Below are 22510 nucleotides of genomic sequence, written 5' to 3' on the forward strand. Positions count from 1 at the left end.
TCTCAGCCGGGAGAGTGCCCCCGCACGATGCCGTCGACGATGCCGCAGAAGGCCGCCGGATCCTCCAGCATCATCATGTGCCCGGCCTTCGGCTGCACCAGGCTCTGCGAGGCCAGCGCCAGCACCCATTCGGGGATGTCCCAGCCGGCCGCCGACTGTTCGCCGCCCAGCAGGTAGAGCGGCACGCCGGTTCCGAGCACGCGCCGCACACCCTCCAGGTACGCGGCCGAGCCGGTCACCTCGAGGACCGAGCGCGCCATCGCCTGGATGGTCGAGTAAGGCTGGTTTTCCAGGATCTCGCGCGTCATGGCGATGCGCTCGTCGCTGGCTTCGATGCCTATCTTTTCGAGCCAGGCCGCCGGGTCGTCTTCCATGGCGCCATATTCGGCTGCCCAGTCGGCCTCCGGCATGGGCGCAATGCGCGAGCACCAGAACGCATCCTTCAAGGTGAAATTGCCCTCGACGCTGATCAGGCCGCGCACCAGCTCCGGCGCCAGGTCCGCCGCCAGCATCATGACGGCGCCGCCGGTGCTGTGGCCCAGCAGCCAGGCCGGCTCGCCGACTTCCTCGCGCAGCACGCGCGCGACTTCCTCGGCCTGGGCGTGCAGGTCGATGCCCAGGTCCACGCTGCGGTTCGTGCCATAGCCGAGCAGGTCCGGGGTACGCAGGTCCAGGCCGAGCAAAAACGCTTTCGGATCGTAGTAGCTGCCGGAACCCAGCAGCCCGTGGATCATGACCAGCGCCGCAGTTGCGCCGCTCATTGGGCCGTCATGCCATCGTCGGCGGTGATGATGGTGCCGTTGATAAAGTGGGCTTCCTCGGCCGCCAGCAGCAGGAGCAGGCCGTCGAGGTCCTCCGGCTTGCCGATGCGGCGGCGCGGCAGCATCTCGATCAGCTTCCTGCCCTGCTCGGTGTCGAAGTAGTCCTCGTTCATCTCGGTGGCGATGTAGCCGGGGCAGATGGCATTCACGTTGATGCCGTAGCGGCCCCATTCGACCGCCATGGCCTTGGTCATCTGGATAACGCCGGCCTTGCTCATGCAGTAGACGCCGATCTGCGGCAGCACGCGCAGGCCCGCCACCGAGGCGATGTTGACGATGCGGTGCTGCTTCTTCGGATCGCCCTTGGCGCGCTGGATCATGCGCTTGGCGCACTGCTGGGCCATGAAGAAGGCGCCGCGCAGGTTGGTGTCCATGATGTAGTTGTAGTCGTCCTCGGTGACGTCCAGCAGGCGCTGGGTGTTCGACACGCCCGAGTTGTTGACGAGGATGTCGATCGGGCCCGCCTCGGTCTCGGCATGGGCGATCGCCGCCTTGATGCTGGCGAGGTCGGTGACGTCCAGCGCCACCACGTGGGCGGCGCCGCCATCCGCCTCGATCTCCGCGCGCAATTCCTTCAGGCGCTCGATGCGGCGCGAGGCCAGCACCACCTGCGCCCCGGCCCCGGCCAGGGCCTTCGCGAAGCGCGCGCCCAGTCCGCTGGACGCCCCGGTCACCATTGCGATCTTGCCTTCGAAGTTGACTTCTATGCCCACGTTTGCGCTCCTCTTTACCGAACTATATTCTGTTGCGACGACATAATGATTACATACTTCACCCATTTCGCCGCGATTAGATTGCCGCATCTAATATCTGCCCTACAATAGCGCGCTGCGTTGCAATCATGAGCAAAAAAGTGCACACTCGTGCTTAAATTTTTCTAACACAACTAAAACATGACTCAGCCCAACTCCCTCATCGAACAATACGGTCCGCGCGAAGCGATGGAATACGACGTCGTCATCGTCGGCGGCGGTCCTGCCGGCCTGTCGGCGGCGATCCGCCTGAAGCAACTGGCTTCGGAACAGGGCCGCGAGGTCTCGGTCTGCGTGCTCGAAAAAGGCGGCGAGCTGGGCGCCCACATCCTGTCGGGCGCGGTGATGGATCCGCGCGCGCTGGACGAACTCTTCCCGAACTGGAAGGAACTCGGCGCACCCTTGAATACCCCGGTGACCGAAGACCGCGTGCTGTTCCTGACCGAGACCAAGGCCACCGCCACGCCCAGCTTCATGGTGCCGAAGGCCCTGACCAATCACGGCAACTACGTGATTTCGCTGGCCAACGTGGTGCGCTGGCTGGGTCAGCAGGCCGAAGCCCTGGGCGTGGAAATCTTCCCGGGCTTCCCGGCTGCTGAAGTCCTGTACAACGACGACGGCTCCGTCAAGGGCGTCGCCACCGGCAACATGGGCGTGAACCGCCATGGCGAACCGACTGACGCGTTCCAGCTGGGCATGGAACTGCATGCCAAGTACACGATGTTCGCTGAAGGCTCGCGCGGCCACCTGGGCAAGCAGCTGATGGCCAAGTATGACCTGAACAAAGGCAAGGATCCGCAGACCTACGGCATCGGCATCAAGGAACTGTGGGAGATCGACCCGGCGATGCACAAGCCTGGCCTGGTGATCCACACCGCCGGCTGGCCGCTCGACAACGACACCTACGGTGGCTCCTTCATGTACCACCTGGAAAACAACCAGGTCGCGGTCGGCTTCGTGGTCGGCCTGTCCTACCAGAACCCTTACCTGTCTCCCTACGAAGAATTCCAGCGCTACAAGACGCACCCGGAAATCCGCAAGTTCTTCGAAGGCGGCAAGCGCATCTCCTACGGCGCGCGCGCGATCACCGCGGGCGGCCTGCAGTCGCTGCCGAAGACCGTGTTCCCGGGCGGCGCCCTGATCGGCTGCGACGCCGGCTTCCTGAACACCAGCCGCATCAAGGGCAGCCACGCCGCCATCAAGACCGGCATGCTGGCCGCCGACGCCGCCTTTGCGGCGCTGGGCGAAGGCCGCCAGCACGACGAACTGGCGAGCTACCCGGCCGCCTTCGAGCAGTCCTGGCTGCACGAAGAACTGCACGTGGCGCGCAACTTCAAGCCGTGGATGAGCAAGGGCCTCTACCTGGGCACGATCATGGTCGGCATCGACCAGATCCTGTTCAAGGGCAAGGCGCCGTGGACCCTGCACCACAAGCACGCCGACCACGAATGCCTGCGCCCGGCCTCTGACTTCAAGCCCATCGTGTACCCGAAGCCGGACGGCAAGCTGACCTTCGACCGCCTGTCCTCGGTGTTCATCTCGAACACCAACCACGCGGAAGACCAGCCGGTGCACCTGACCTTGAAGAACCCGGCGATCCCGGTCGAGGTCAACCTGGCCAAGTACGCCGGCCCGGAACAGCGCTACTGCCCGGCGGGCGTGTACGAGTTCGTGAAGACGGACGAGGGCAAGGACCGCCTGCAGATCAATGCGCAGAACTGCGTGCACTGCAAGACCTGCGACATCAAGGATCCGACGCAGAACATCGTGTGGGTCACGCCGGAAGGTGGCGGCGGGCCGAATTACCCGAACATGTAATTCAGCCGGTGCGGCGCAGGGCGAGCTTTTCCAGCTCCTGCGCCGTCATCGGATGCCCGAACATATACCCCTGCGCGTAATCGCAGCCGGCATCCACCAGCAGCGCGCGCTGCGCCGCCGTTTCCACCCCTTCCGCCACTACCTTCAGACCCAGCTTGTGCGCCATGGCGACGATCGCCTCGTACAGCGCCAGCTCCCCGCCCTCCCCGTCCAGCGTCTGCGCCAGAGATGGGTCGATCTTCACGAAGTCGATGTCGTAGCGTTTCAAATGCGACAGCGAGGCGTAGCCGGTGCCAAAGTGGTCCAGCGCCACCTGCAGGCCCAGCATGCGGTATTGCGCCAGCCGGCCCAGTAGCGCGTCGGCGCCGCCCTGCAGCGCGCCTTCGCTGATTTCCACCACGATGCTCTGCGACGGCAGTTCCATCTCGCGCAGGTAGTCGAGCCAGCCCTGGTACTGGCCGCCGTCGCGCCGGAACTGCACCGGCGATTTGTTCACGCTCACCTGGAAGTCCGCGGCGATGCTGCGCTGCCAGCACTGGACCTGGCGCGCGGCTTCGCGGAACACCCAGTCGCCGATCTCGACGATCATGCCGCTCGATTCCGCGAACGGGATGAAATGGGCCGGCGCCAGCAGGCCGCGGGTCGGATGGCGCCAGCGCAGCAGGGCCTCGGCCTTGTGCACGGCCCCCGTCCGCAGCGAGACGATGGGCTGGTACAGGATCTCGAACTGCTGCTGGACGATCGCCTCGCGCAGTTCGAGCGCGATCGCCTGGCGCGCCATCGCCGCTTCCTGCAGGTCCTGGGTGAAGTAGCTGTAGCGGTTGCGGCCGGCGTTCTTCGATGCGTACATGGCCTGGTCCGCATGCGACAGCAGGTCCGGCAGCTCGCGCGCATCGGCCGGATACAGGGCGATGCCGACCGAGGCCGAGATCTCGGCCAGTTCGCCGGCCAGGTCGAACGGCCGCGCCAGTGCATCGACGATGGACTGGGCGATGCGGTCGACGCTGCCGACCCGCTCCAGCCCGGACAGGATCACGGTGAACTCGTCGCCGCCCAGGCGCGCCAGGGTGTCGGTGGCGCGCACGCAGGCCTTCACGCGGCGCGCGGCCTCGGCCAGCAGGGTGTCGCCGACGGCGTGGCCGAGGCGGTCGTTGACTTCCTTGAAGTGGTCGAGGTCGATGTACAGCAGGGCCACGAAGGTGGCGCCGCGGTCGGCCTTGCGCATCTCCTGGGCCAGGCGGTCGCGGAACATGTGGCGGTTCGGCAGGCCGGTCAGCTCGTCGAAGTTCGCCTGGTGCCAGATCCGCTCGGCGGAGGCGCGCTGGCGCGTGATGTCGCTGACCAGGGCCAGGGTGCCGAGGTAGTTGCCGGCGACGTCGAAGATGGGCGTGGTGGCGGCGCTGGTCCACAGCTCGCTGCCGTCGCAGCGGACGAACTTGAGTTCGACGCGCTCGCCGCGCGCATGCTGGCGGCGCACATCGTGGGCCTCGAAGCGCGCGCGGCCCTCCTCGTCCATGAAGCGCACCAGCGGCTGCTCGAGCAGGCCCTCGATCTCGCAGTCCAGCAGGGCCGCCATCTTCGGGTTGACGAAGGTGATGAAGCCGAGCGCGTCGATCTCCCAGATGCCTTCGTCGGCGCAGTGGACGATGCGGCGGAAGCGTTCCTCGGAGCGTTCGAGCGCGGCCAGGTTGCCGTCGACCGGTTCGACCACGATGCGGCAGGCCTGGCCGCTGCCGTCGGCGCTGGCCAGCAGCAGCACCGGGCCGGGCGCGCCATGGTCGGCGCAGGTCATCTCGATGCGCTGGCGGCGCGGCGCGCGGCTGTTGATGGCGGATTCGAAGAAGATGTCGAACTCCTCGCGCCAGTTGCGCCGCACGAAGTCGTGGAAGCGGTGTCCGCCCGCCGCCCCGCGCGGGACGCCGATCAACTGGGCGCCGGCCACGTTCGCCTGCAGGATGCGGCCGTCGAAGGCCACCACGAAATAGCCGACCGGGGCCAGCAGGTAGAGTTCGTTGAAATGCGCCTGTTCCTGCTCGTGGCGCAGGCGCTCGGGGCTGACGCCGCTGTCGAGCTGTTGCACGTCCATGTCCATCTCACCCCGCTTCGCTTGGTTGAGTTGCCCGGATTCTATTGCTTTTCAGAAAAGCCTAGCATGCCGCAAAGACGTTGTCGATCCGATACTGCTTCAGTGTTGCTGATGCGCCCGGTTGAGGCGCCGCTCGGCCCGGCGCTGCAGGCCTTCGAAGAACAGGCTCAGGATCCAGTAGATGATCGCCGCTGCGACGTAGAGCGGCAATGGACGGAATGTGACGGAGATCAATTCTTTGGTGACAAGCATGAGCTCAGTCATGGTGATCACCGAAACCAGCGAGGTGTCCTTGATCAGGCTGATCAGGGTATTGCTCATCGAGGGCACCGCCACGCGCAGCGCCTGCGGCAGCACCACGTGGCCCAGGGTCTGGCCCCAGCCCAGGCCGAGGCTGTAGGCGGCCCGCCACTGGCCCTGGGCGATGGCCAGGATGGCGCCGCGCAGGCTTTCGGACAGGTAGGCGCCGGCGTTCAGCGACAGGGTCAGCACGCCCGCCGTCACCGGCGTGAACTCGATGCCGATGCTGGGCAGGCCGTAGTAGACGACGAACAGCTGTACCAGCAGCGGGGTGCCGCGGAAGGCGCTGACGTAGACCGCCGCCGGCCAGCGCAGCAGCGCCCAGGGCGAGACCCGCATCAGGGCCGCCGGCAAGCCGAGCACCAGGCCGCCCAGCATGGCCGATACCGCCAGCAGCAGTGTGAGGCCCGCGCCGCGCAGCATGACCGGCGCGGACTCGCGCAGCAAGTCCAGCAGTTCCTGGAATTCCATCTAGGGCTTAGGGCGCGCGCGTGGCGTCGACGCCGAACCACTTCAGCGAAGCGGCCTTCAGGCTGCCGTCGGCGCGGACTTCCCCGAGCGCCTTGTCGACGGCGGCGCGGAATTTCGGATTCCCCTTCTGGAAGGCGACCGCGGTGCGCTCGACCGCGCCCACGCGCGCGCCGGCGCGGATCGGCAGCTGCGAGGACTTCAGCAGGTAGCCGACCATCAGGCTGTCGTTCAGGGCCGCGTCGATACGGCCGAAGGCGAGGTCCTGCAGGTTTTCCGGGGCCGCCGGGTAGCTCTTCACCTCGATGCCCGGCATGGCCTTGGCCTGCTGCTCGAACACGCTGCCCTGCCCGACCCCGACCTTCTTGCCCTTCAGGTCTTCCAGCTTCTTGTAGTCGATGCGCTCGTTGCGGCGCACGATCAGCTGCGGCGTCGAATAGGTATAGGGGGTGGAGAAATCGAAGGCCTGCTCGCGCTTGGGCGTGACGTTGACCTGGCTGATGATGACGTCGTACTTGCCGGCGCCCAGGCCGGCCAGGATCGAGGCCCACTCGGTGGTCACGAATTCCGGCTTCAGGCCCAGCTTGCCCGCCACCAGCCTGGCGACGTCGACGTCGTAGCCGGTCAGCTGGCCGGTCTTCGGGTCCTTGAAGTTGAAGGGCGGGTAGGTTCCCTCGAGGGCGATGCGCAGCGTGCCGCGCGCCCTGGCATTGTCCAGCAGGTCGGCGGCGTGGGCCGGCAGCGCCAGCATGGCGGCGGCCGCGGCGGCGCTGGCCAAAATAGTCCTGCGAAAATTGTTTGGGGAACCCTTTTGCATCGCATTCCTTTCAAGCAGCAGAGCCTGATTTATAACCGAAACACGATCATGCGAAAAGGGAATTATTCGCCTATCAATATAGCCTGCGGCTATGCTTGAAATTGTGGCCGGTGACGATCAGCGTGCTCTCGACCAGGGTCGACAGGCCCAGCAGCAGCTGCACCAGCTTGTCTTCGGGCAGTATCCAGACCTGGCCGGCCGGCTGCTCGGCATGGGTGGCGGCCATGATCAGCGGCGCGATCCAGCCGGCGTCCGGCTCGACGTCGAGCAGCACGGCATCGCCCGTGGTCTGCAGGTAGACGTCGCCGCCCGGCGCCAGCGTGAAGCGCACGCCGACCCCGGTCTCCTGCGGGCCGATCATTTCCTGCATGGTGCGGTTGTGCGCATCGATCCAGAGTTCGACATCCTGCGGGGTTTCCAGCGGGGTCCAGGGCACAGGACGGAAACGGGGGCGCTCGGCGCTGTCCTTGGTCGAATCTTGGCTCATGATGGCTTGGTGTCTGATAGTGGGATGGCAAGGCCGCACATGCTAAGCCATGGATGCCGGTGGGCGCAAGAAGGCGTTCATGCCAGCGTTACCAGCCGCGCCGCCACCTGCCCCTTGTCGATGAGCAGTTCGCCCGCCGCGATCGGCAGGCTGAAGCGCCGCCGCCCGGCACTGCCCGGGTTCACGTACAGCACGCCGCCGCGCTCCACGCAGGCGGGCTTGTGCGAATGCCCGGACACCACCACGCGCAGGCCCGCCGCCAGCGGGTCGAGGTCCAGTTCCTTGAGGTCGTGGATCACGTAGACCGGCACGCCGCCGGGCGCGATGCGGGCGGTATCCGGGATGGTCTTCGCCCACGCAGCGGTATCGTTGTTCCCGCGCACCACGGTCAGGGGCGCGATCGCTGCCAGGCACTCGAGAATCTCCGGATTGCCGATGTCGCCGCCGTGCACGATGTGGTCGCTGCCCGCCAGGAAATCCAGGGCTTCCGGACGCAGCAGGCCGTGCGTATCCGAGATCAGTCCGATCCGCAGGGCCCGCTGTGGCGCCGTGGCCGCCAACTCAGCCTGGCGTCCGGTGCCGGCCCATCTTGGTGGCCGTCCAGATCGAGTAAAGCGCCGAGATGCCGACCAGCACATAGACCAGGCGGCTGGCCGGGCTGCCGGCGCCGAACAGGCTGGCGACGACGTCGACGTCGAACAGGCCGACCATCGCCCAGTTCAGGCCGCCGATGATCAGCAGGGCCATGGCAATGTAGTCGACCGCGGACATCGCCGTATGCCCTTCGCGCACGGTCGCCCGCCGCTCGGGCAGGTGCCGCCGTTCCATGGTGGGTGCGTTCATGGTTGCCATCATGTCCTCCTTCGGAAAGTTTGACAGGCAAGCCAAGATAGCAAAAATGCGGACGGGGGTGCGCCGCCTATCCTCTGAGGAATCAACCTTTCCAGGTACGGTTCAGGCCGGTGTCCGCATGAATCCAGCCGCCTTTAGGGCCGGAACGGTAATAGAAACCGACCCCGCCCTGCCGGAAGCTGCGCACCAGGCCGCCCAGCACTTCCTCGGTCAGCCCGGCGATGCGGATGTCGGCGGCCTTGCCGGACATGTGCAGGGACTGGCGCGCGGCCGGCACGCCCTGCTCGATCAGGCGCTTGTTGGAGTCCGGGGTGCGGTAGCCGGACAGGATCTCCAGCGGCTTGTCGAGGCCGTAGCGCGCGACGAAGGCCTGGGACGCCCACAGGGTCTCGATCAGCTTGGGATCGATGGCCATGCTGGCCTTGCCGTTCACGTCGCGCAGCATGTGGCACAGTTCCTGGTAGGCCGAGTCGATGACCTCGCCATCCTTCCAGTACAGGACCCTGGTGCGCTCGCCGCTGGCCGGACGGACCACGGACAGGGTGCGCGGCTTGACCCAGAAGTCGAGGTCGACCACCTGCGCATCGAACAGGTCGGGGGGCGGAGCAATGTCGGTGTCGGGTGTCGCCTGGCTGGAAGCGCCGCGCGCAGCCGCGCCGGCGTCGATCAGCGGCGTTGCGACCAGGCCGAGTGCGGTGAGGCGCAAGCCGTGGTGAAGGAAATCTCTGCGGGAAGCCATAACAAACTCATCATTGGAACCCGCGTACTATATCTCAATAGATTCCAGGAAAGAAGATGAGCACGTGTTAGCGAATGTTTCACGCAACACGGCGGAATTCATGCGTATTCCGGATTATTTGCCGCTGCAGCTGCAATAACGCTTGCTGGCAGGCGCTTCGACGGCATTCAGCTGCTTCCAGAGGAAATCGCATTCGAGGCCGAAGCAGGCTTTATCCTTGCCGGCGTTTACATAGCCGAGCCGCTCGAAAAAGCCACTGCTCGACGCCGGGCTGTGCATGTGCAGCTTGGCGATGTCCCAGCAGCGGGCGCGGGCTTCGACGGCCTGCACCATGGCGCGGCCTATACCCTGGTGCAGTTGCCCCGGCATCACGTAGCACAGGGCCAGCTTGCCGGCCTGGGTCAGCAGCGCCATGCCGGCCAGTTGCTGGCCGTCGACCGCGACCACGGCAAAATTGCTGGGCGAGGAAAACCAGGCCGTGACATTCTGCAGCGTCTTGTTGCTCAGCCAGGCCTGGAGGATCTCCGCGCGCGCGCCGTGATCGGCGGCGCAGCCTTCTTCGATCGAACGGCGCAGCAGCGCGCATGCTTCCGGCGCGTCGTTCGGTGTTGCCTGGCGGATGTCAATACCCATGTACTGTCGGTCTAAAAGCGGTGGTTCGGCAGGCCGGACTATAACCCAAAGCGTGCAATCGTGCTGCCCAGCCATGCGTCGGGCATAGAGCTTCTAAGCATATGATAAAAATGTACTTTTGTTCCGATATTTCTTCGTAGATGATGGCCCTGGTTTCCACAGGTCTCTACAAGGAAGAACAAACAATGGTCCGAACCCACTCTCCGCTGCGCCGCCACCTGCTGGCGCTTACCCTGGCTCTGGGCGCCGCCCTCCCCTTCGCTGCACAGGCCGCCGAAGTCGAGCTGCTGAACGTTTCCTACGACGTCGCGCGCGAACTGTACAAGGACGTGAACCCGGCCTTCATCGCCGACTGGAAGAAGAACACCGGCGAGACTGTCGTCATCAAGCAGTCGCACGGCGGCTCCAGCAAGCAGGCGCGCGCGGTCGCCGATGGCCTGGAAGCCTCGGTGGTGACCCTGAACCAGGCCAACGACATCGACATGCTGGCCGACCGCGGCCTGGTCGCCAAGGACTGGAGCAAGAAATTCCCGAACAATGCCTCGCCCTATTATTCGACCATGGTGTTCCTGGTCCGCAAGGGCAACCCGAAAGGCATCCATGACTGGACCGACCTGGCCAAGTCCGGCGTCAAGGTCGTGATCCCGAACCCGAAAACCGCGGGCAATGGCCGCTACACTTACCTGGCGGCCTGGGGCTCGGTGCTCAAGAAAGGCGGCAACGAAGCCCAGGCGCGCGAGCTGGTCGGCAAGATCTTCAAGAACGTGCCGGTGCTGGACGCCGGCGGACGCGCCGCCACCACCACCTTCACCCAGCGCCAGATCGGCGACGCCCTGGTGACCTTCGAGAACGAGGTCAACCTGGTGCGCGCCGAGTTCGGCGACAACTTCGAGGTGGTCTACCCGTCGATTTCCGTGCTGGCGGAAACCCCGGTGGCGATCATCGACAAGGTGGTCGACCGCAAGGGTACGCGCAAGCAGGCCACCGGCTACCTGAACTTCCTGTACTCGGAAGCCGGCCAGGCGATCGGGGCCAGGCACTACCTGCGTGTGCGCAGCGAGAAAGTCATGAAGCAGTTCGCGGCCAACTACAAGCCGGTCAAGCTGTTCACGGTCGACGATGTATTCGGCGGCTGGCGCGCGGCGCAGAAACGCCATTTCGACGACGGCGGCGAATTCGACAAGATCTACCAGTCTAAATAAAGGATAGTAAATCCTGACGCATTAAGACTGTATGGATATACAGGATTTACCGACGGAAAATAAAGCTGAGTCGCTTTTTAGAGATTTCTTTTAGACAAATTTCAAATATCCGTTCACAAATAAGGCCTTGCGATCACGCGAGGCCTTTTTTTCTTGTAGAATCTTTCCGTTGGTATTTGATTTTCCCCCGATGACATTGATCTATGTCATTGCATCGGTATTCTGCCAATAAATAGTTCCCATATAGCTGGCCGCTATTGGTCTAACTGAACGATTTGATGCTCCGCCGCCGTCCGGCGCCCGACCATTTAAACGTACCCACACATACACATGATCAAAAAATTCCTCGCTGCCGTGCTGATGACGATTTCCAGCGCGGCCGCCCTCGCCGTGCCTTTCGGATCGCAGTCGGTACTGGTCGTCGAAGACGACACCGGCAAGGTCCTGTTCGAAAAGAACTCGGCTGCCGTCGTGCCCATCGCCTCGCTGACCAAGCTGATGACCGCCATGGTCGTGCTCGATGCCCATCAGGACATGAACGAGCCGATCGAGATCGAAAAGCAGGACGTCGACATGCTCAAGCACAGCAGCTCGCGGGTGCCGGTCGGCGCGACCATCCCGCGCCGCGACGTGCTGCAGCTGGCCCTGATGTCCTCGGACAACCGCGCCGCCGCCGCCCTCGGCCGCACCTACCCGGGCGGCATGGACGCTTTCCGCATCGCCGTGAAGCGCAAGATCGCGGCGCTGGGCATGACCCAGACCGTGATCGAAGAACCGACCGGCCTGAGCCCGCATAACAAGTCGTCCGCGACCGACCTGGTCAAGATGGCGACCGCGGCCTCGAACTATGCCGAGATCACCCGCATTACGACCTCGTCCAAGGACCTGATCAACATCAAGGGCCGCGAAGTCGAGTACCACAACACCAACCGCCTGGTCGGCGCCAAAGGCTGGGATATCGGCCTGTCGAAGACCGGCTACACCCAGGAAGCAGGCCGCTGCCTGATCATGCGCATCAAAGCGGCCGGCAAGAACGCCACCCTGGTGCTGCTGAACGCCGGCGCCTCCTCGGTGCGCATCCTGGACGCCCTGAACATCCGCCGCCACGTGCTGGGCGACGCCGCCCCGGTCGCGACCAGCCCGGTGCGCGCACGCGTCAGCTCGCGCATCAAGGCCGCCGTCGGCGGTCCGCGCATCAAGGCATCCGCCGGCGGCCGCGTCAAGGCCTCGAGCGGCCGCACCAGCCGCTTCAAGCATGCGCCGGTGACGCGTCACCGCCGTCATCGCTGATCGCCAGCCGATCCGCTTCAAACAAAAAAGCCGCGACGGCAACCCGTCGCGGCTTTTTGCATTCCAGGGCGGGGCCTCGGCGGATCAGCGTGCCTTCAGCTGCCGCACATGCCCTTCCAGCTCGGCAAAGCTCGGCCTTTCGGTCGCCGAGATGACCTTGCGCCCGAACTCGACCGCAATGGTCGGCGCATAACCGTTCATGCTGGCCAGCAGGGTCACTTTCACGCACTGCAGGGCCTTGACCACTTCCTGGTGGCGGCGGTGCAGCAGGCTGGCCAAGGGCGCCACCAGGCCATAGGACAGCAGGATGCCGAGGAAGGTGCCGACCAGGGCCGCCGCGATCAGGCTGCCCAGCTCCGCCGGCGGACGCCCGATCGAGCCCATGGTATGGACCACGCCCATCACTGCGGCGACGATGCCGAAGGCCGGCATGCCGTCGGCCAGCTTGTGGATCGCCTGCACCGGGATGTCCGAGTCTTCCTGGTAGGTCTCGATCTCGCAATCCATCAGGTTTTCCAGCTGGTAGGAATTCATGGTGCCGGACACCAGCAGGCGCAGGTAGTCGGTGATGAAGTCGAGCAGGTGGTCGTCCATCAGCACCAGGCGATACCTGCCGAAGACCGGACTTTCATAGGGCGCGTCGATATCGTCCTCGAGCGACATCAGGCCTTCGCGCCGCACCTTGGTCAGCACGTCGAACATCAGCGCCATCAGCGACATGTAGAGCTCGCGGGTATAGCGCGAGCCGTGGAACAGGGTCGGGATGCTGTGCCAGGTCAGGGAGATCGCCTTGCGGTCGTTGGCGATCACGAAGGCGCCCATGGCGCCGCCGAAGATCATCAGCAGTTCATAAGGCTGGAACAGCGCGGCCAGATGCCCATCCTGCAGCACGAAGCCGCCGAACACGGCCAGCATCACGACCAAAAAACCGACAAAGATCAACATGGCGCAGTCTCCAGAGTTCCCAGACGGCAACTTTAACATTGTTGCTATCGGGAAAGCAAAGACTGGCGCAAATAATCGCTAGCTCGTCGTTCCCGCGAAGGCGGGAATCCAAGTTCGCGTAAGTGGCCAAGGAATATGCTCGTGGCCCGCGCCGAACTTGGGTCCCCGCCTCCGCGGGGACGACGTTTACACGCTGCCGACGTGTTCAGGCGGCCTAGCGTTCGATCATGCCTCGAAGCCCACTAGCCCGATGCGTCCGCTTCTGAATCGCCTCCCCCAGCACGGATGGCACCGGCGTCAGCAAAGTAAACTCCCGGCTCGCCCGCGTGATCCCCGTGTACACCAGCTCCCGCGCCAGTACCGCGCCGCCCTCTTTCGGCAGCGCTAGCACCGTGTGCGCGAATTCCGAGCCCTGGGATTTGTGGACCGTCATCGCGTAGGCGGTCTCCACGTGGCGCAGGCGGGTGGCCAGGACGCTGCGGACCTTGTCGCCCTCCAGGAAGTAGACGCGCAGGGAGCCGGGACGGGCCGGGTCGGCCAGGGTCAGGCCGATGTCGCCGTTGAAGACGTTGGTCGAGTAATCGTTGCGGGTCACCATGACAGGACGGCCGACATACCAGTCGCCGCTGCGGCGGATCAGGCCGACGCCGTCGAGGCGCTGCTCGATCGCCGTGTTCAGGCCTTCGACGCCCCACTCGCCCTCGCGCACCGCGCACAGGATGCGGAAGGCTTCGAAGCGCTGCAGCACCATGCGCACCCAGTCTTCGTGAGCCCCCTGCGGCCCTTCGCCAAGCAGGCGCAGATAGGGCCGGTAGCCTTCCAGCGCCAGCGCGATCGCGTGCTGCTGCTGGGCGTGCTCGATCCAGCGCAGCGCGTGCGCGACTTCGACTTCGAGTGCGCCGCGCTCGCGCAACACGGCGGCCGCAGCGTCGGCGTCGCCGGCGTTGACCGCCAGCGCCAGCTGTCCGATCGGGCCGCCGAAGCGCCGGCTGTGGCGCAGCATGACGGTCTGCTGGGCCAGCGCGCCGCCCTCGTGCACATAGTCCGGCGGGATGTCTTCGCCGCTGGCTTCGCGCACGTAGTCCACCGTGGCGGCGTCGTAATTGCCGGCCTGGGCGTCGGCGCACAGGTCGCCCAGCACCGCGCCGGCTTCCACCGAGGCCAGCTGGTCCTTGTCGCCCAGCAGGATCAGGGTGGCCGTTGGCGGCAGCGCGTCCAGCAGCGAGGCCATCATCTCCAGGTGGACCATCGAGGCTTCGTCGACGATCAGCACGTCGACGTCGAGTGGATTGCCGCGGTGGTGGGCAAAGGCGCGGCTGTCCGGGCGTGCGCCCAGCAGGCTGTGGAGGGTGCGGGCGGCGCCCATGCGGGCGGTGAGTTCGCGCAGCGGCAGCTGCCCGCCGACCTTGTCCGCCAGTTCATTCAAGGCCTTGTCGATCGACTGCTTCAGGCGCGCGGCCGCCTTGCCAGTGGGCGCGGCCAGGGCGATGCGCTGGCGGGCGGCGTCCGGCGCGGTCGCGAACAGCAGCGCCAGCAGGCGCGCTACCGTGTAGGTCTTGCCGGTGCCGGGGCCGCCGGTGATGATGGCCATCCTGCCGCGCAGGGCGATGGCGCAGGCCAGCTTTTGCCAGTCCGGCTTTTCGGCAGCGCGCTGGGAGGCGAACAGCAGGTCCAGCCATTCCCGGACGACGGGCACATCGACCGGCTGCTGCGCGCGGGCGCGTTCGCGCACGCTGGACGCGATCACCGTCTCGTCGCGCCAGTAGCGGCGCAGGTAGAGCCGGCCATCGTCGCCCTCGCCATCCAGCACCAGCGGCTGGCCGTAATCGAGGTCGCCGACGCGCCACACCTGCTCGCAGCCGCTCAGCTGGGTCATCCAGGCTTTCGCATTCTTCGGCAGCGGCTTGATGGCGGCGGCCAGTTCGGTCCACTCTTCCGCCGGCAGGCCGAGCAGGCCGGCGGCGTCGCTGGCCAGGTCCGCCAGCAGCAGGCAGCTGTGGCCGCGCCCTTCGAGCTCGGACAGCACCAGGGAGGCCAGCAGCAGCGGCGCCGGCGCCGGTCCCAGCGAAGCCATGAAGCGGGCGAAGGCGCCGGACAGGCGGCGCAATTCGCCGGCCTCGGTGAGGCGTTCCACCTCGAACCAGAAGATGTCGATCCTGTCGGGGTCCAGCATATCGGTGTCTTTCTTACTCATTTGCCAGCAGCCCATCGAGTCCGTCGAGCAGGGCCATGTCCGGCTCGATCAGGTAGCAGCCGCGCGTGAACTCGTTGCCGATCCCGCGCAGGAACAGGAACACGGCGCCGCCCAGCTGTTCGGCCGGGTCATAGGCCTCGCCCAGGCGCGCGCGCAGCAGGCGGTGCAGGGCCAGCAGGTAGATCGCGCCCTGGATGTCGTAGCGGTGCTCGGCCATCGCCGCCGCCATCGCCGGCCCGGTGTAGGCGGCGTCGCCATGTCCCAGCGCGTTCGACTTGTAGTCCAGCACCCAGTAGCGGCCCTGGCATTCGAACACCAGGTCCGTAAAACCCTTCAGCATGCCGTGCAGCTGGCGTTCCGGCAGGGTCGGACGCGGGGTCGCGCCCAGCAGGTGCCGGCGGCACAGGCGGTCCAGCGCGCCCACGTCCAGGCCGTGGCTGGGGAACCAGAACTCCATCTCCGGCAGCACTTCCTCGAGGTCAGACAGCGCGCAGCCGGTCGGCGGCAACGGCAGCGTGACCAGCGCGTCGAGCCAGGCCATGGCGTCATCGACCCGGTTGCCCCAGCCGGCGCGCACGATGCGCTGGTGCAGGCGCTTGATGAACTCGTCCTCGTCGATGCGGCTGAAGCCTTCCTGCGCCATCCACTCCAATTGCTCGTGCAGGAAGTTGCCGGGCGTGGCGCCGCGCGGGAAGCGGTGCCAGGGCGCGTCGTCCGCCTTCTGGACTTCGACCGTGCCGGGCTCTTCCTCTTCCAGCAGATTCTCTTCCTGCGGCCGCGTCGGCGCGGCCACCGTGTGGCGGGTCAGCGAGGTGAAGGAGCCGACCGCCCAGTTGCGCTCGAACTGGCCGGCAAAGGCCGGGGCCTCGACCAGCTCGGGCCGCACGTCGGTGCGGACCAGCCGCGTACAGCCTTCCGGGGCGTCCAGCGTGTGCAGCTCGATCGCGTCGAGGCCGCCGCGGAGAAGCTCCCAGCGTTCCTGCATGGCGCTGGCCTGCACCGGCTCGCCGCCGGTCAGCAGATAGCCCAGCGCCGATTCGTGCAGGCGGTTCTCGCCCTTGCGGCCGGCCGCCACCGCGGCCACGCCCAGCCACAGGAAGTGCCGGGCGCGCGTCAGCGCCACGTAGAGCAGGCGCAAATCCTCCTCGATGCGCGCGCGGTCGACGGCCTTCAAGGCATCCTCGCTCAGCCCGAGGTCGATGCGGCGGCCGCCATCCTCGTGCACGTACTCGAAGAAGGCGCGGTTGCGGCGGTCGGTCTTGCGGGCGGTGACGGCGAAAGGCAGGTAGACCAGCGGGTATTCCAGGCCCTTCGACTTGTGCACCGTGACCACCTTGACCAGCTCGGCGTCGCTTTCCAGGCGCAGCACGCGTTCGTCGCCCCCCTCGCCCAGCCCTTCCACCTGCTCGGCGAACCAGCGGATCAGGGCCTGCTCGCCATCCAGCTCGCGGCTGGCTTCCTGCAGCAGCTCGGCCAGGTGCAGCAAATTCGTCAGGCGGCGCTCGCCGCCGCTGGCGCCCAGCAGCTTGGCCGGCAGTCCCAGCTCGTGGATGAAACGGCGCAGCATCGCCAGCACGCCCTGACGCTGCCAGGTCTGGTGCAGGTTCTTCAGCTGTTCGACCCGCTCTTCCCAGGCCAGTTCGTCGCTCGACAAACGGGCCAGCTCGGGCAGCGGCAGCGCGCAGGTGGCGGTGGCGAAGGCGGTGCGCGCAAGGGTGCCGTCGAGCGGACTCGCGACCGCCTGCAGCCAGCGCAGCACGTCCACCGCTTCCTGGCTCTCGACCACCGAGTCCTGGTCGGACAGGTAGACGCTGGCGACGCGGCGCTGCACCAGCGCGCGCCGGATCGCCGAGGCTTCGCGGCGGTCGCGCACCAGCACCGCGATATCGGCCGGCATCAGGCGCTTGAAGGTGCCTTCGTCGTCCTGGAAGCCGGCCTGCGGGTCGTTCAGCAGCGTGACGATGTGCTCGGCGCAGTGGTGGGCGAAGAAGTCGCGGTAGTCGTCGGTGCGCAGGTCTTCGCGCGGGGTCGACGCCACCGCCAGTGCCTGGAAGGGGCCGTCGACGCCGACCAGCTCCTGCCTGCGTCCTTTCGCGTCCACCGCCTCGAAGGGCAGCGGATTCTCGCCATCTTTCTTGAAGCGGAAGGCGCCCGCCGCGTAACCCTGTTCGGCATACTCGAACAGGCGGTTCACGGCCGCCACCACCTGCTCGGTCGAACGGTAGTTGGTGCCCAGCTGGTAGTGGCGCCCGCTGGTGTCGCGCCGCGCCGACAGGTAGCTGTGGATGTCCGCGCCGCGGAAGCCGTAGATCGACTGCTTGGGGTCGCCGATCAGGAACAGGCCGTGCGTGGGGTCGTTGTCGAGCACGCGGTACAGCAGGTCGAAGATGCGGTACTGGTCGGGCGAGGTGTCCTGGAATTCGTCGACCATCGCCACCGGAAACTGGTCGAGGATACGCTTGCGCAGCGCCTCGCCGTTCGCGCCTTCGAGCGCGTTCTTCAGGCGCGCCAGCATGTCGGCGAAACCGAACTGGCGGTTGCGGCGCTTCAAATCGATCATGCGGCGCGCGATATTGCAGGCGGCGTGGCGCAGCAGCGCGTGCGCCATCGGCTCGATCCCGTCCAGCGCTTCCTTCAGCGCCCCGGTATGCTCGAAGCATTCGGGCACGGCGGCGCTGAAGTCCTTGGCGAAGGCGTCAAGGATGCCGGCCGGGGTCAGGCGGCGCCAGGCCGTATCGCCGAGGTCCGGCATGACCAGCGACGGATCATCGGCCCAGGACCGCAGGGCCTCGAACCACTTCACCAGCGAATCCGGCTTCATCTTGACGCCGCTGAAGCATTTCGGCTGCACTGCGCGGTGCGAGGCGATCCAGCTTTCCATTGCGTCCGCGCGCTCGCGCCAGCCTTCCTTCAGGCGCGCCAGCTTGCCCTTCTGCGCCCGCTCGACGCCGGCGATGACGGCGCCCAGCGCTTCCATGTCGTTGGGCCTGCCCTCCTCGTCCACGCAGTCCGGTCCCAGCAGCTCGGCGCGCTTGACCAGCTCGCGCGCCGCCGCTTTCAGGGCGTCGACGTCTTTCCAGACCGCGAGCAGCGATTTCAGCGCATGGCCGCCCAGCGGATAGACGTGCTGGCGCCAGTAGTCGTTGGCGGCGTCCTCGAACAGGGCGCGCTCGTCGCCGACCAGCTCTTCGTCGAACAGGCTGCCGCTGTCGAAGGCGTGCTCGCGCAGCATGCGCTGGCACCAGGCGTCGATGGTGAAGATCGCCGCCTCGTCCATGGTCTCGGCGGCCAGCACCAGGCGGTGGGCCGCGACCAGGCGCGCGGCCTCGTCGTCGTAGCTGTCGGCCAGGGCTTCCAGGTAGGGATCGTCGACGTATTCTTCGCCGCGGAAGAAGGCGGCCGCCTGCACCAGGCGCTCGCGCACGCGGTTCGACAGTTCGCGCGTGGCGGCGCGGGTGAAGGTCATCACCAGGATCTCGGGCGGCAGCAGCGGCCTGGCGAAGGCGTTTTCCTCCCCGTGACCGAGCACCAGGCGCAGATACAGCGCGGCGATGGTCCAGGTTTTACCGGTGCCGGCGCTGGCCTCGATCAGGCGCGAGCCGTGCAGCGGGAATTCGAGCGGCTGGAGGAGTTGGCTCATGCTTCCTTGCCCCCTTCTTCGCTGCCGAATTTCGTCACATGGACACGCTCGCGCAGCCAGATGGCCAGCGGGCCGTACAGGGACTCGGCGGTGCGCGGCCAGTCGCCGGCCGCGCGCAGCACGGCGAATTCGGGCCACAGGCGCGAAAGAACGGGGTCGTCGACTTCGCCATTGATTTCGAAGCCGCCGTCGTAGACCTCGCGCGCGCTGTCCTTGTCGGCCAGGTGGGCCAGCGCGGTCTTGCAGGCCACCGCCAGCGGACGGTCCAGGTTGGCGCGCCACAGCGCCACGATATTTTCCAGCGCCGCGTGCGCGATGCCCGGATCGATCGCATCCAGTTGCAGCGTGGCGTCGCGCGCCACCAGGTAGCCGGTGATGCGCTGGCCCATGGCGGCTGCGGCGAGCTGGCGCAGCCAGGGTCCGATCAGCTTGTCGCCGCGCGGCGCGCCTTTGCGGTCAAGGACTTTCGAGGAGATCTGCAGCAGCCACACGGTTTCGCCCTCGTTGCTGCGCAGCTTGTCGATCCAGTCGTCGAGCAATACCCCGCTCAATTCGAGGCTCACCACCTGCTTGGGCGCCGGGGTCGGATAGCGCGCGCCCAGCGCCAGCCAGCTGCGCCGCACCGGCACCAGTTCCTCGACCAGCTGCTGCTGCCACTGGCGGCCCACCAGGCCGATCGGCAGCCTGCCCTCCCGCACCAGGCGCTGGGCCCGCGCGTCCAGCACCTGGCGCACCTCGTTCTGCGTTTCCGGGCTGCCGCTGTCGTCCAGCAGCGCGTCTTCCAGGAAGTAGCGTTCGAGGGCGTCCAGCGAGAACGGTTCCTCGTCCTCGCCCACTACCTCGTTGCTGCCGAAATTCACGCCGAGGCGGCGCCGGAAGAAGTAGCGCGCGGGCTGGCGCAAAAAGGAGAGCAGCTCGCCCAGCTTCAGGCGGAAGCCTTCTTCCAGTTCATAGGGCGGCAGCGAATCGGCTTCGCTCGCGTCGTCACCGCCCGCTTCCTCGCCCGGCTTGTGCGCCGAGCGCCATTCGCCGGCATAGGTCAGCAGGCCGCCTTCCTCGAAGTAGCGGCGCGAGAAAGGCTGGAGTGCGTGCACCGTGGTGCGCTCGTCGAGATCGAGGTCCCAGCCATTCTTGAGGTAGTCGCGCAGCTGCGAGACCAGCACCGAGGCCGGCTGCTCGGTGTTGTCGCGCACGTTGCGGCCGACCCAGCTGACGTACAGTTTTTCGCGCGCGGCCAGCAGCGCTTCCAGCATCAGGTAGCGGTCGTCGTCGCGGCGCGAGCGGTCGCCCGGACGTCCCATGCCCGGCAAGGCCAGCAGATCGAAGTCGGACTGGTGGCCGCGGCGCGGGAAGTCGCCGTCGTTCATGCCCAGCAGGCAGACCACCTTGAAGGGCACGGCGCGCATCGGCATCAGGGTGCAGAAGGTCACGCCGCCAGAGACGAACTGGTGGCTCAGCGCCGGCTGGTCGAGTTCCGCCAGCCAGGCCTCGCGCATCACGCCCAGCGGCACCGCTTCGTCGAACAGCGCGTTCTCGCAGATCTCCAGCCAGCACTGCAGCGCTTCCTCGAGCTGGTTCAGCATCATGCGGTCTTCGTCGTCGCGGGCGCGGAAGAAGCGCGCCATCAGGGCGCGCGCGCGCTGGCCCCACTCGGCCGGCGTCAGGACCGCGTCCAGCTGCTCGCGCCAGGCCAGCAGGCTTTCCACCAGTTCGGCCAGGGCGCCGGCCAGGGCCGCGTCCAGCCCGCCGACTTCGGCATAGGGCTCGATCTCGCCGTAGCTGGGGCCGGCGCCGGTGGCATAGCCCAGCAGCATGCGGCGGATGCCGAACAGCCAGGAATTCTGCTCCCCCGCCGAGCCCAGGCCCAGGCCGGCGCGGTGCTTCTGGTCCAGGCCCCAGCGCACGCTGGCGCCCTCGATCCAGCGCCCCAGGGTCGGCAAGTCATCCTCATCCAGGCCGAAGCGCGCGGCCAGCGCCGGCACGTCCAGCAGGTCGCGCACCTCGCTCTGGCGGCAGCGCTGCTGCGGCAGGCGCAGCAGCCATTCCATCGCCACCAGCAGCGGGTTCACGCTACGGTCCTTGACGTCGCCGATCTCGAAGGGGATGTAGCGCGGATCGCTGCGCTTGTGCTGGTCGAACACCGCGTGCACGGCCGCCGAGAAGGTGTCGATGTCCGGCACCATCACCACGATGTCGCGCGGCCGCAAATCCGAATCCTTGGCGAACCAGGACAGCAGCTGGTCGTGCAGCACCTCGACCTCGCGCTGGGCGCTGTGGGCGATGTGGAATTCGATCGAACGATCCTCGGGATCCGGCGGCACATGCGGATGCTCGCTGAGCGGCAGCAGGTCGCGCACCGCCGCCTGCACCTGCGACAGCAAGCTGCCCTCGTCGCCCTCGTTGAACAGGTCGACCCGCATATTGCCGAATTTGGCGCCCTGCCCGCCGTCGAATTCGTCCAGCATGCGCACGAAGTCGCGGCCCTGGCGCCCCCAGCTGGCCAGCAGCGGGTGACTGTGCGCGTGCAGTTCCTCGACCGGCACTTCGGCCAGGTTGCTGCCGTTGCGCGACTGGTGGCGGCGGTAGGCGGCCGTCAGCAGCTCACGGCCCTCGATGATGTCGCCCCAGTGGTACTGGCAGGGATTCGGCACCGCCAGCAGCACCTGGGTGTAGCGCGACAGCCCTGCCATCGCCTCGATGGTCTGGTAAGGCAGGGTCGACATCCCGAACAGCACCACGCGGCGCGGCAGGCGCTGGGCCGGCTGGCGCCCATCCTCGACCGCGGCCATGAACTGCTGGTGGATGGTGGCGCGGCCGGACCAGCGGCGCTCGGGCGGCAGGCTCTCGTGGATCTCGCGCCAGAGCTGGGCCTGCCAGCACTGGTCGGGCGCCAGGGGCACCGGTTCGCCGCCGGGACGGCGCAGCTGGTCCTCGCCCTGGGCCCAGTCGGTCAGCCAGTCCGCGCGGTAGACCTGATACTGGTCATACAGATCGGACAGGCGCTCGGCCAGCTGCAGGCGGCGCTCGGGATCGCCGTCGGACAGGAAGTGGCGCAGCGGCGCGAACTTGTCCTTGGCCAGCAGCTCGGGCAGCAGGCGCATCAGGCGCCAGGTGAGCGCGTCCTTGTCGAAGGGCGAGCGGCGCGGCACCCGCTCCGGCCCCAGCATGCCGCGGTAGGCCTCCCACTGGAAGCGCGCCGGCAGCGCCACGCGGGTGGCCGCGCACACGCCCAGCTCCTCGGCCAGCGCGATCTTCAGCCATTCGGCCACGCCGTTGGACTGTACGAGGATGATTTCCTCCTCGAGCGGGCCGAGCGGGTTCGCACGCAGCCAGTCGAAGACGGCGGCGCGCAGCAATTCCATCTGGTTGCCGTGCAGGATGAGGAGGCCGGGAGAGATCGGGGAGCGCATGATGGGAGACTTCAAGTAGACCCCCGCAGCATACTACCAAGGGGGTCTGCCGAACA

Annotated in this window: 17 protein-coding genes; 3 read left to right on the plus strand and 14 right to left on the minus strand. The window is 66.8% G+C overall.

Translation table 11 applies throughout. From position 1 onward, the window contains the following. Nucleotides 1-2: 2 nt before the first annotated feature. Both LQV39_RS05310 and LQV39_RS05315 read right to left on the minus strand, forming a co-directional pair. Nucleotides 3-761 (minus strand): alpha/beta fold hydrolase, encoded by a 759-nt coding sequence (locus LQV39_RS05310; RefSeq protein ID WP_230020951.1) that lies wholly within the window; start codon nt 759-761, stop codon nt 3-5. Beyond that, entirely contained in the window at nt 758-1534 is a 777-nt protein-coding gene (locus LQV39_RS05315; RefSeq protein ID WP_230020953.1) for an SDR family oxidoreductase, read from the minus strand. Before LQV39_RS05315 ends, LQV39_RS05310 begins: the two co-directional genes overlap by 4 nt. A 180-nt stretch (nt 1535-1714) precedes the next feature. Between LQV39_RS05315 and LQV39_RS05320 the strand changes: the two genes are divergently transcribed. Next, the gene (locus LQV39_RS05320) at nt 1715-3391 is read left to right on the plus strand and encodes an electron transfer flavoprotein-ubiquinone oxidoreductase (RefSeq protein ID WP_230020954.1); all 1677 of its coding nucleotides are present in this window, start codon (nt 1715-1717) and stop codon (nt 3389-3391) included. A gap of 1 nt (nt 3392) precedes the next feature. On the opposite strand, the gene LQV39_RS05325 is transcribed toward LQV39_RS05320, so the two are convergent. From LQV39_RS05325 to LQV39_RS05360, 8 genes are all read right to left on the minus strand, one after another. Further along, entirely contained in the window at nt 3393-5477 is a 2085-nt protein-coding gene (locus LQV39_RS05325) for a bifunctional diguanylate cyclase/phosphodiesterase (protein ID WP_230020955.1), read from the minus strand. Nucleotides 5478-5576: 99 nt separating this feature from the next. After that, complete coding sequence (locus tag LQV39_RS05330) at nt 5577-6248, minus strand: amino acid ABC transporter permease (RefSeq protein WP_230020956.1); 672 nt, start codon at nt 6246-6248, stop codon at nt 5577-5579. Between the two features lie 7 nt (nt 6249-6255). After that, nucleotides 6256-6996: a transporter substrate-binding domain-containing protein gene (locus tag LQV39_RS05335; protein ID WP_230022222.1), complete on the minus strand. Its 741-nt coding sequence runs from the start codon at nt 6994-6996 to the stop codon at nt 6256-6258. A 139-nt stretch (nt 6997-7135) separates the two neighbouring features. After that, nucleotides 7136-7549: a hypothetical protein gene (locus tag LQV39_RS05340; RefSeq protein WP_230020957.1), complete on the minus strand. Its 414-nt coding sequence runs from the start codon at nt 7547-7549 to the stop codon at nt 7136-7138. Between the two features lie 77 nt (nt 7550-7626). Further along, nucleotides 7627-8109 (minus strand): metallophosphoesterase family protein, encoded by a 483-nt coding sequence (locus LQV39_RS05345; RefSeq protein WP_230020958.1) that lies wholly within the window; start codon nt 8107-8109, stop codon nt 7627-7629. 1 nt (nt 8110) lies between these two features. Next, a complete protein-coding gene (locus LQV39_RS05350; protein WP_307727834.1) occupies nt 8111-8392 on the minus strand; it encodes a DUF378 domain-containing protein in 282 nt (93 codons plus the stop codon). Nucleotides 8393-8483: 91 nt separating this feature from the next. Beyond that, nucleotides 8484-9140, minus strand: coding sequence for a DUF882 domain-containing protein (locus tag LQV39_RS05355; RefSeq protein ID WP_230020961.1), 657 nt, complete (start codon nt 9138-9140; stop codon nt 8484-8486). Between the two features lie 114 nt (nt 9141-9254). Beyond that, complete coding sequence (locus tag LQV39_RS05360) at nt 9255-9773, minus strand: GNAT family N-acetyltransferase (RefSeq protein WP_230020963.1); 519 nt, start codon at nt 9771-9773, stop codon at nt 9255-9257. Between the two features lie 185 nt (nt 9774-9958). Between LQV39_RS05360 and LQV39_RS05365 the strand changes: the two genes are divergently transcribed. Then, on the plus strand, nt 9959-10975 hold the full coding sequence (locus LQV39_RS05365; protein ID WP_290368550.1) for a sulfate ABC transporter substrate-binding protein: 1017 nt from the start codon (nt 9959-9961) through the stop codon (nt 10973-10975). A gap of 330 nt (nt 10976-11305) precedes the next feature. Further along, on the plus strand, nt 11306-12265 hold the full coding sequence (locus tag LQV39_RS05370) for a serine hydrolase (protein WP_230020965.1): 960 nt from the start codon (nt 11306-11308) through the stop codon (nt 12263-12265). A gap of 84 nt (nt 12266-12349) precedes the next feature. Here LQV39_RS05370 and motA read toward each other — a convergent pair whose 3' ends face one another. The 4 genes from motA to recC form a co-directional block, all read right to left on the minus strand. Further along, the gene (gene motA, locus LQV39_RS05375) at nt 12350-13210 is read right to left on the minus strand and encodes a flagellar motor stator protein MotA (protein ID WP_230020968.1); all 861 of its coding nucleotides are present in this window, start codon (nt 13208-13210) and stop codon (nt 12350-12352) included. Nucleotides 13211-13424: 214 nt separating this feature from the next. Next, nucleotides 13425-15404 carry an exodeoxyribonuclease V subunit alpha gene (gene recD / locus LQV39_RS05380; protein WP_230020970.1) on the minus strand — a complete coding sequence of 660 codons (1980 nt, stop codon included), beginning with the start codon at nt 15402-15404 and terminating at the stop codon, nt 13425-13427. After that, nucleotides 15397-19044, minus strand: a complete 3648-nt coding sequence (gene recB / locus LQV39_RS05385; RefSeq protein ID WP_230020971.1) for an exodeoxyribonuclease V subunit beta — start codon at nt 19042-19044, stop codon at nt 15397-15399. The genes recD and recB overlap by 8 nt, the downstream gene beginning before the upstream one ends. After that, nucleotides 19041-22454 (minus strand): exodeoxyribonuclease V subunit gamma, encoded by a 3414-nt coding sequence (gene recC, locus LQV39_RS05390; RefSeq protein ID WP_230020975.1) that lies wholly within the window; start codon nt 22452-22454, stop codon nt 19041-19043. Before recC ends, recB begins: the two co-directional genes overlap by 4 nt. Nucleotides 22455-22510: the final 56 nt, after the last annotated feature.

The organism is Massilia sp. Bi118, from assembly GCF_918697865.1.
GTDB lineage: Bacteria > Pseudomonadota > Gammaproteobacteria > Burkholderiales > Burkholderiaceae_D > Telluria.

Bases quoted from the DNA above. Each gene is read 5' to 3' on its own strand.
- LQV39_RS05310 (WP_230020951.1), bottom strand. From the start codon at position 761: ATGAGCGGCGCAACTGCGGCGCTGGTCATGATCCACGGGCTGCTGGGT.
- LQV39_RS05320 (WP_230020954.1), top strand. From the start codon at position 1,715: ATGACTCAGCCCAACTCCCTCATCGAACAATACGGTCCGCGCGAAGCG.
- LQV39_RS05325 (WP_230020955.1), bottom strand. From the start codon at position 5,477: ATGGACGTGCAACAGCTCGACAGCGGCGTCAGCCCCGAGCGCCTGCGC.
- LQV39_RS05330 (WP_230020956.1), bottom strand. From the start codon at position 6,248: ATGGAATTCCAGGAACTGCTGGACTTGCTGCGCGAGTCCGCGCCGGTC.
- LQV39_RS05335 (WP_230022222.1), bottom strand. From the start codon at position 6,996: ATGCTGGCGCTGCCGGCCCACGCCGCCGACCTGCTGGACAATGCCAGG.
- LQV39_RS05340 (WP_230020957.1), bottom strand. From the start codon at position 7,549: ATGAGCCAAGATTCGACCAAGGACAGCGCCGAGCGCCCCCGTTTCCGT.
- LQV39_RS05350 (WP_307727834.1), bottom strand. From the start codon at position 8,392: ATGAACGCACCCACCATGGAACGGCGGCACCTGCCCGAGCGGCGGGCG.
- LQV39_RS05355 (WP_230020961.1), bottom strand. From the start codon at position 9,140: ATGGCTTCCCGCAGAGATTTCCTTCACCACGGCTTGCGCCTCACCGCA.
- LQV39_RS05360 (WP_230020963.1), bottom strand. From the start codon at position 9,773: ATGGGTATTGACATCCGCCAGGCAACACCGAACGACGCGCCGGAAGCA.
- LQV39_RS05365 (WP_290368550.1), top strand. From the start codon at position 9,959: ATGGTCCGAACCCACTCTCCGCTGCGCCGCCACCTGCTGGCGCTTACC.
- LQV39_RS05370 (WP_230020965.1), top strand. From the start codon at position 11,306: ATGATCAAAAAATTCCTCGCTGCCGTGCTGATGACGATTTCCAGCGCG.
- motA (WP_230020968.1), bottom strand. From the start codon at position 13,210: ATGTTGATCTTTGTCGGTTTTTTGGTCGTGATGCTGGCCGTGTTCGGC.
- recD (WP_230020970.1), bottom strand. From the start codon at position 15,404: ATGAGTAAGAAAGACACCGATATGCTGGACCCCGACAGGATCGACATC.
- recB (WP_230020971.1), bottom strand. From the start codon at position 19,044: ATGAGCCAACTCCTCCAGCCGCTCGAATTCCCGCTGCACGGCTCGCGC.
- recC (WP_230020975.1), bottom strand. From the start codon at position 22,454: ATGCGCTCCCCGATCTCTCCCGGCCTCCTCATCCTGCACGGCAACCAG.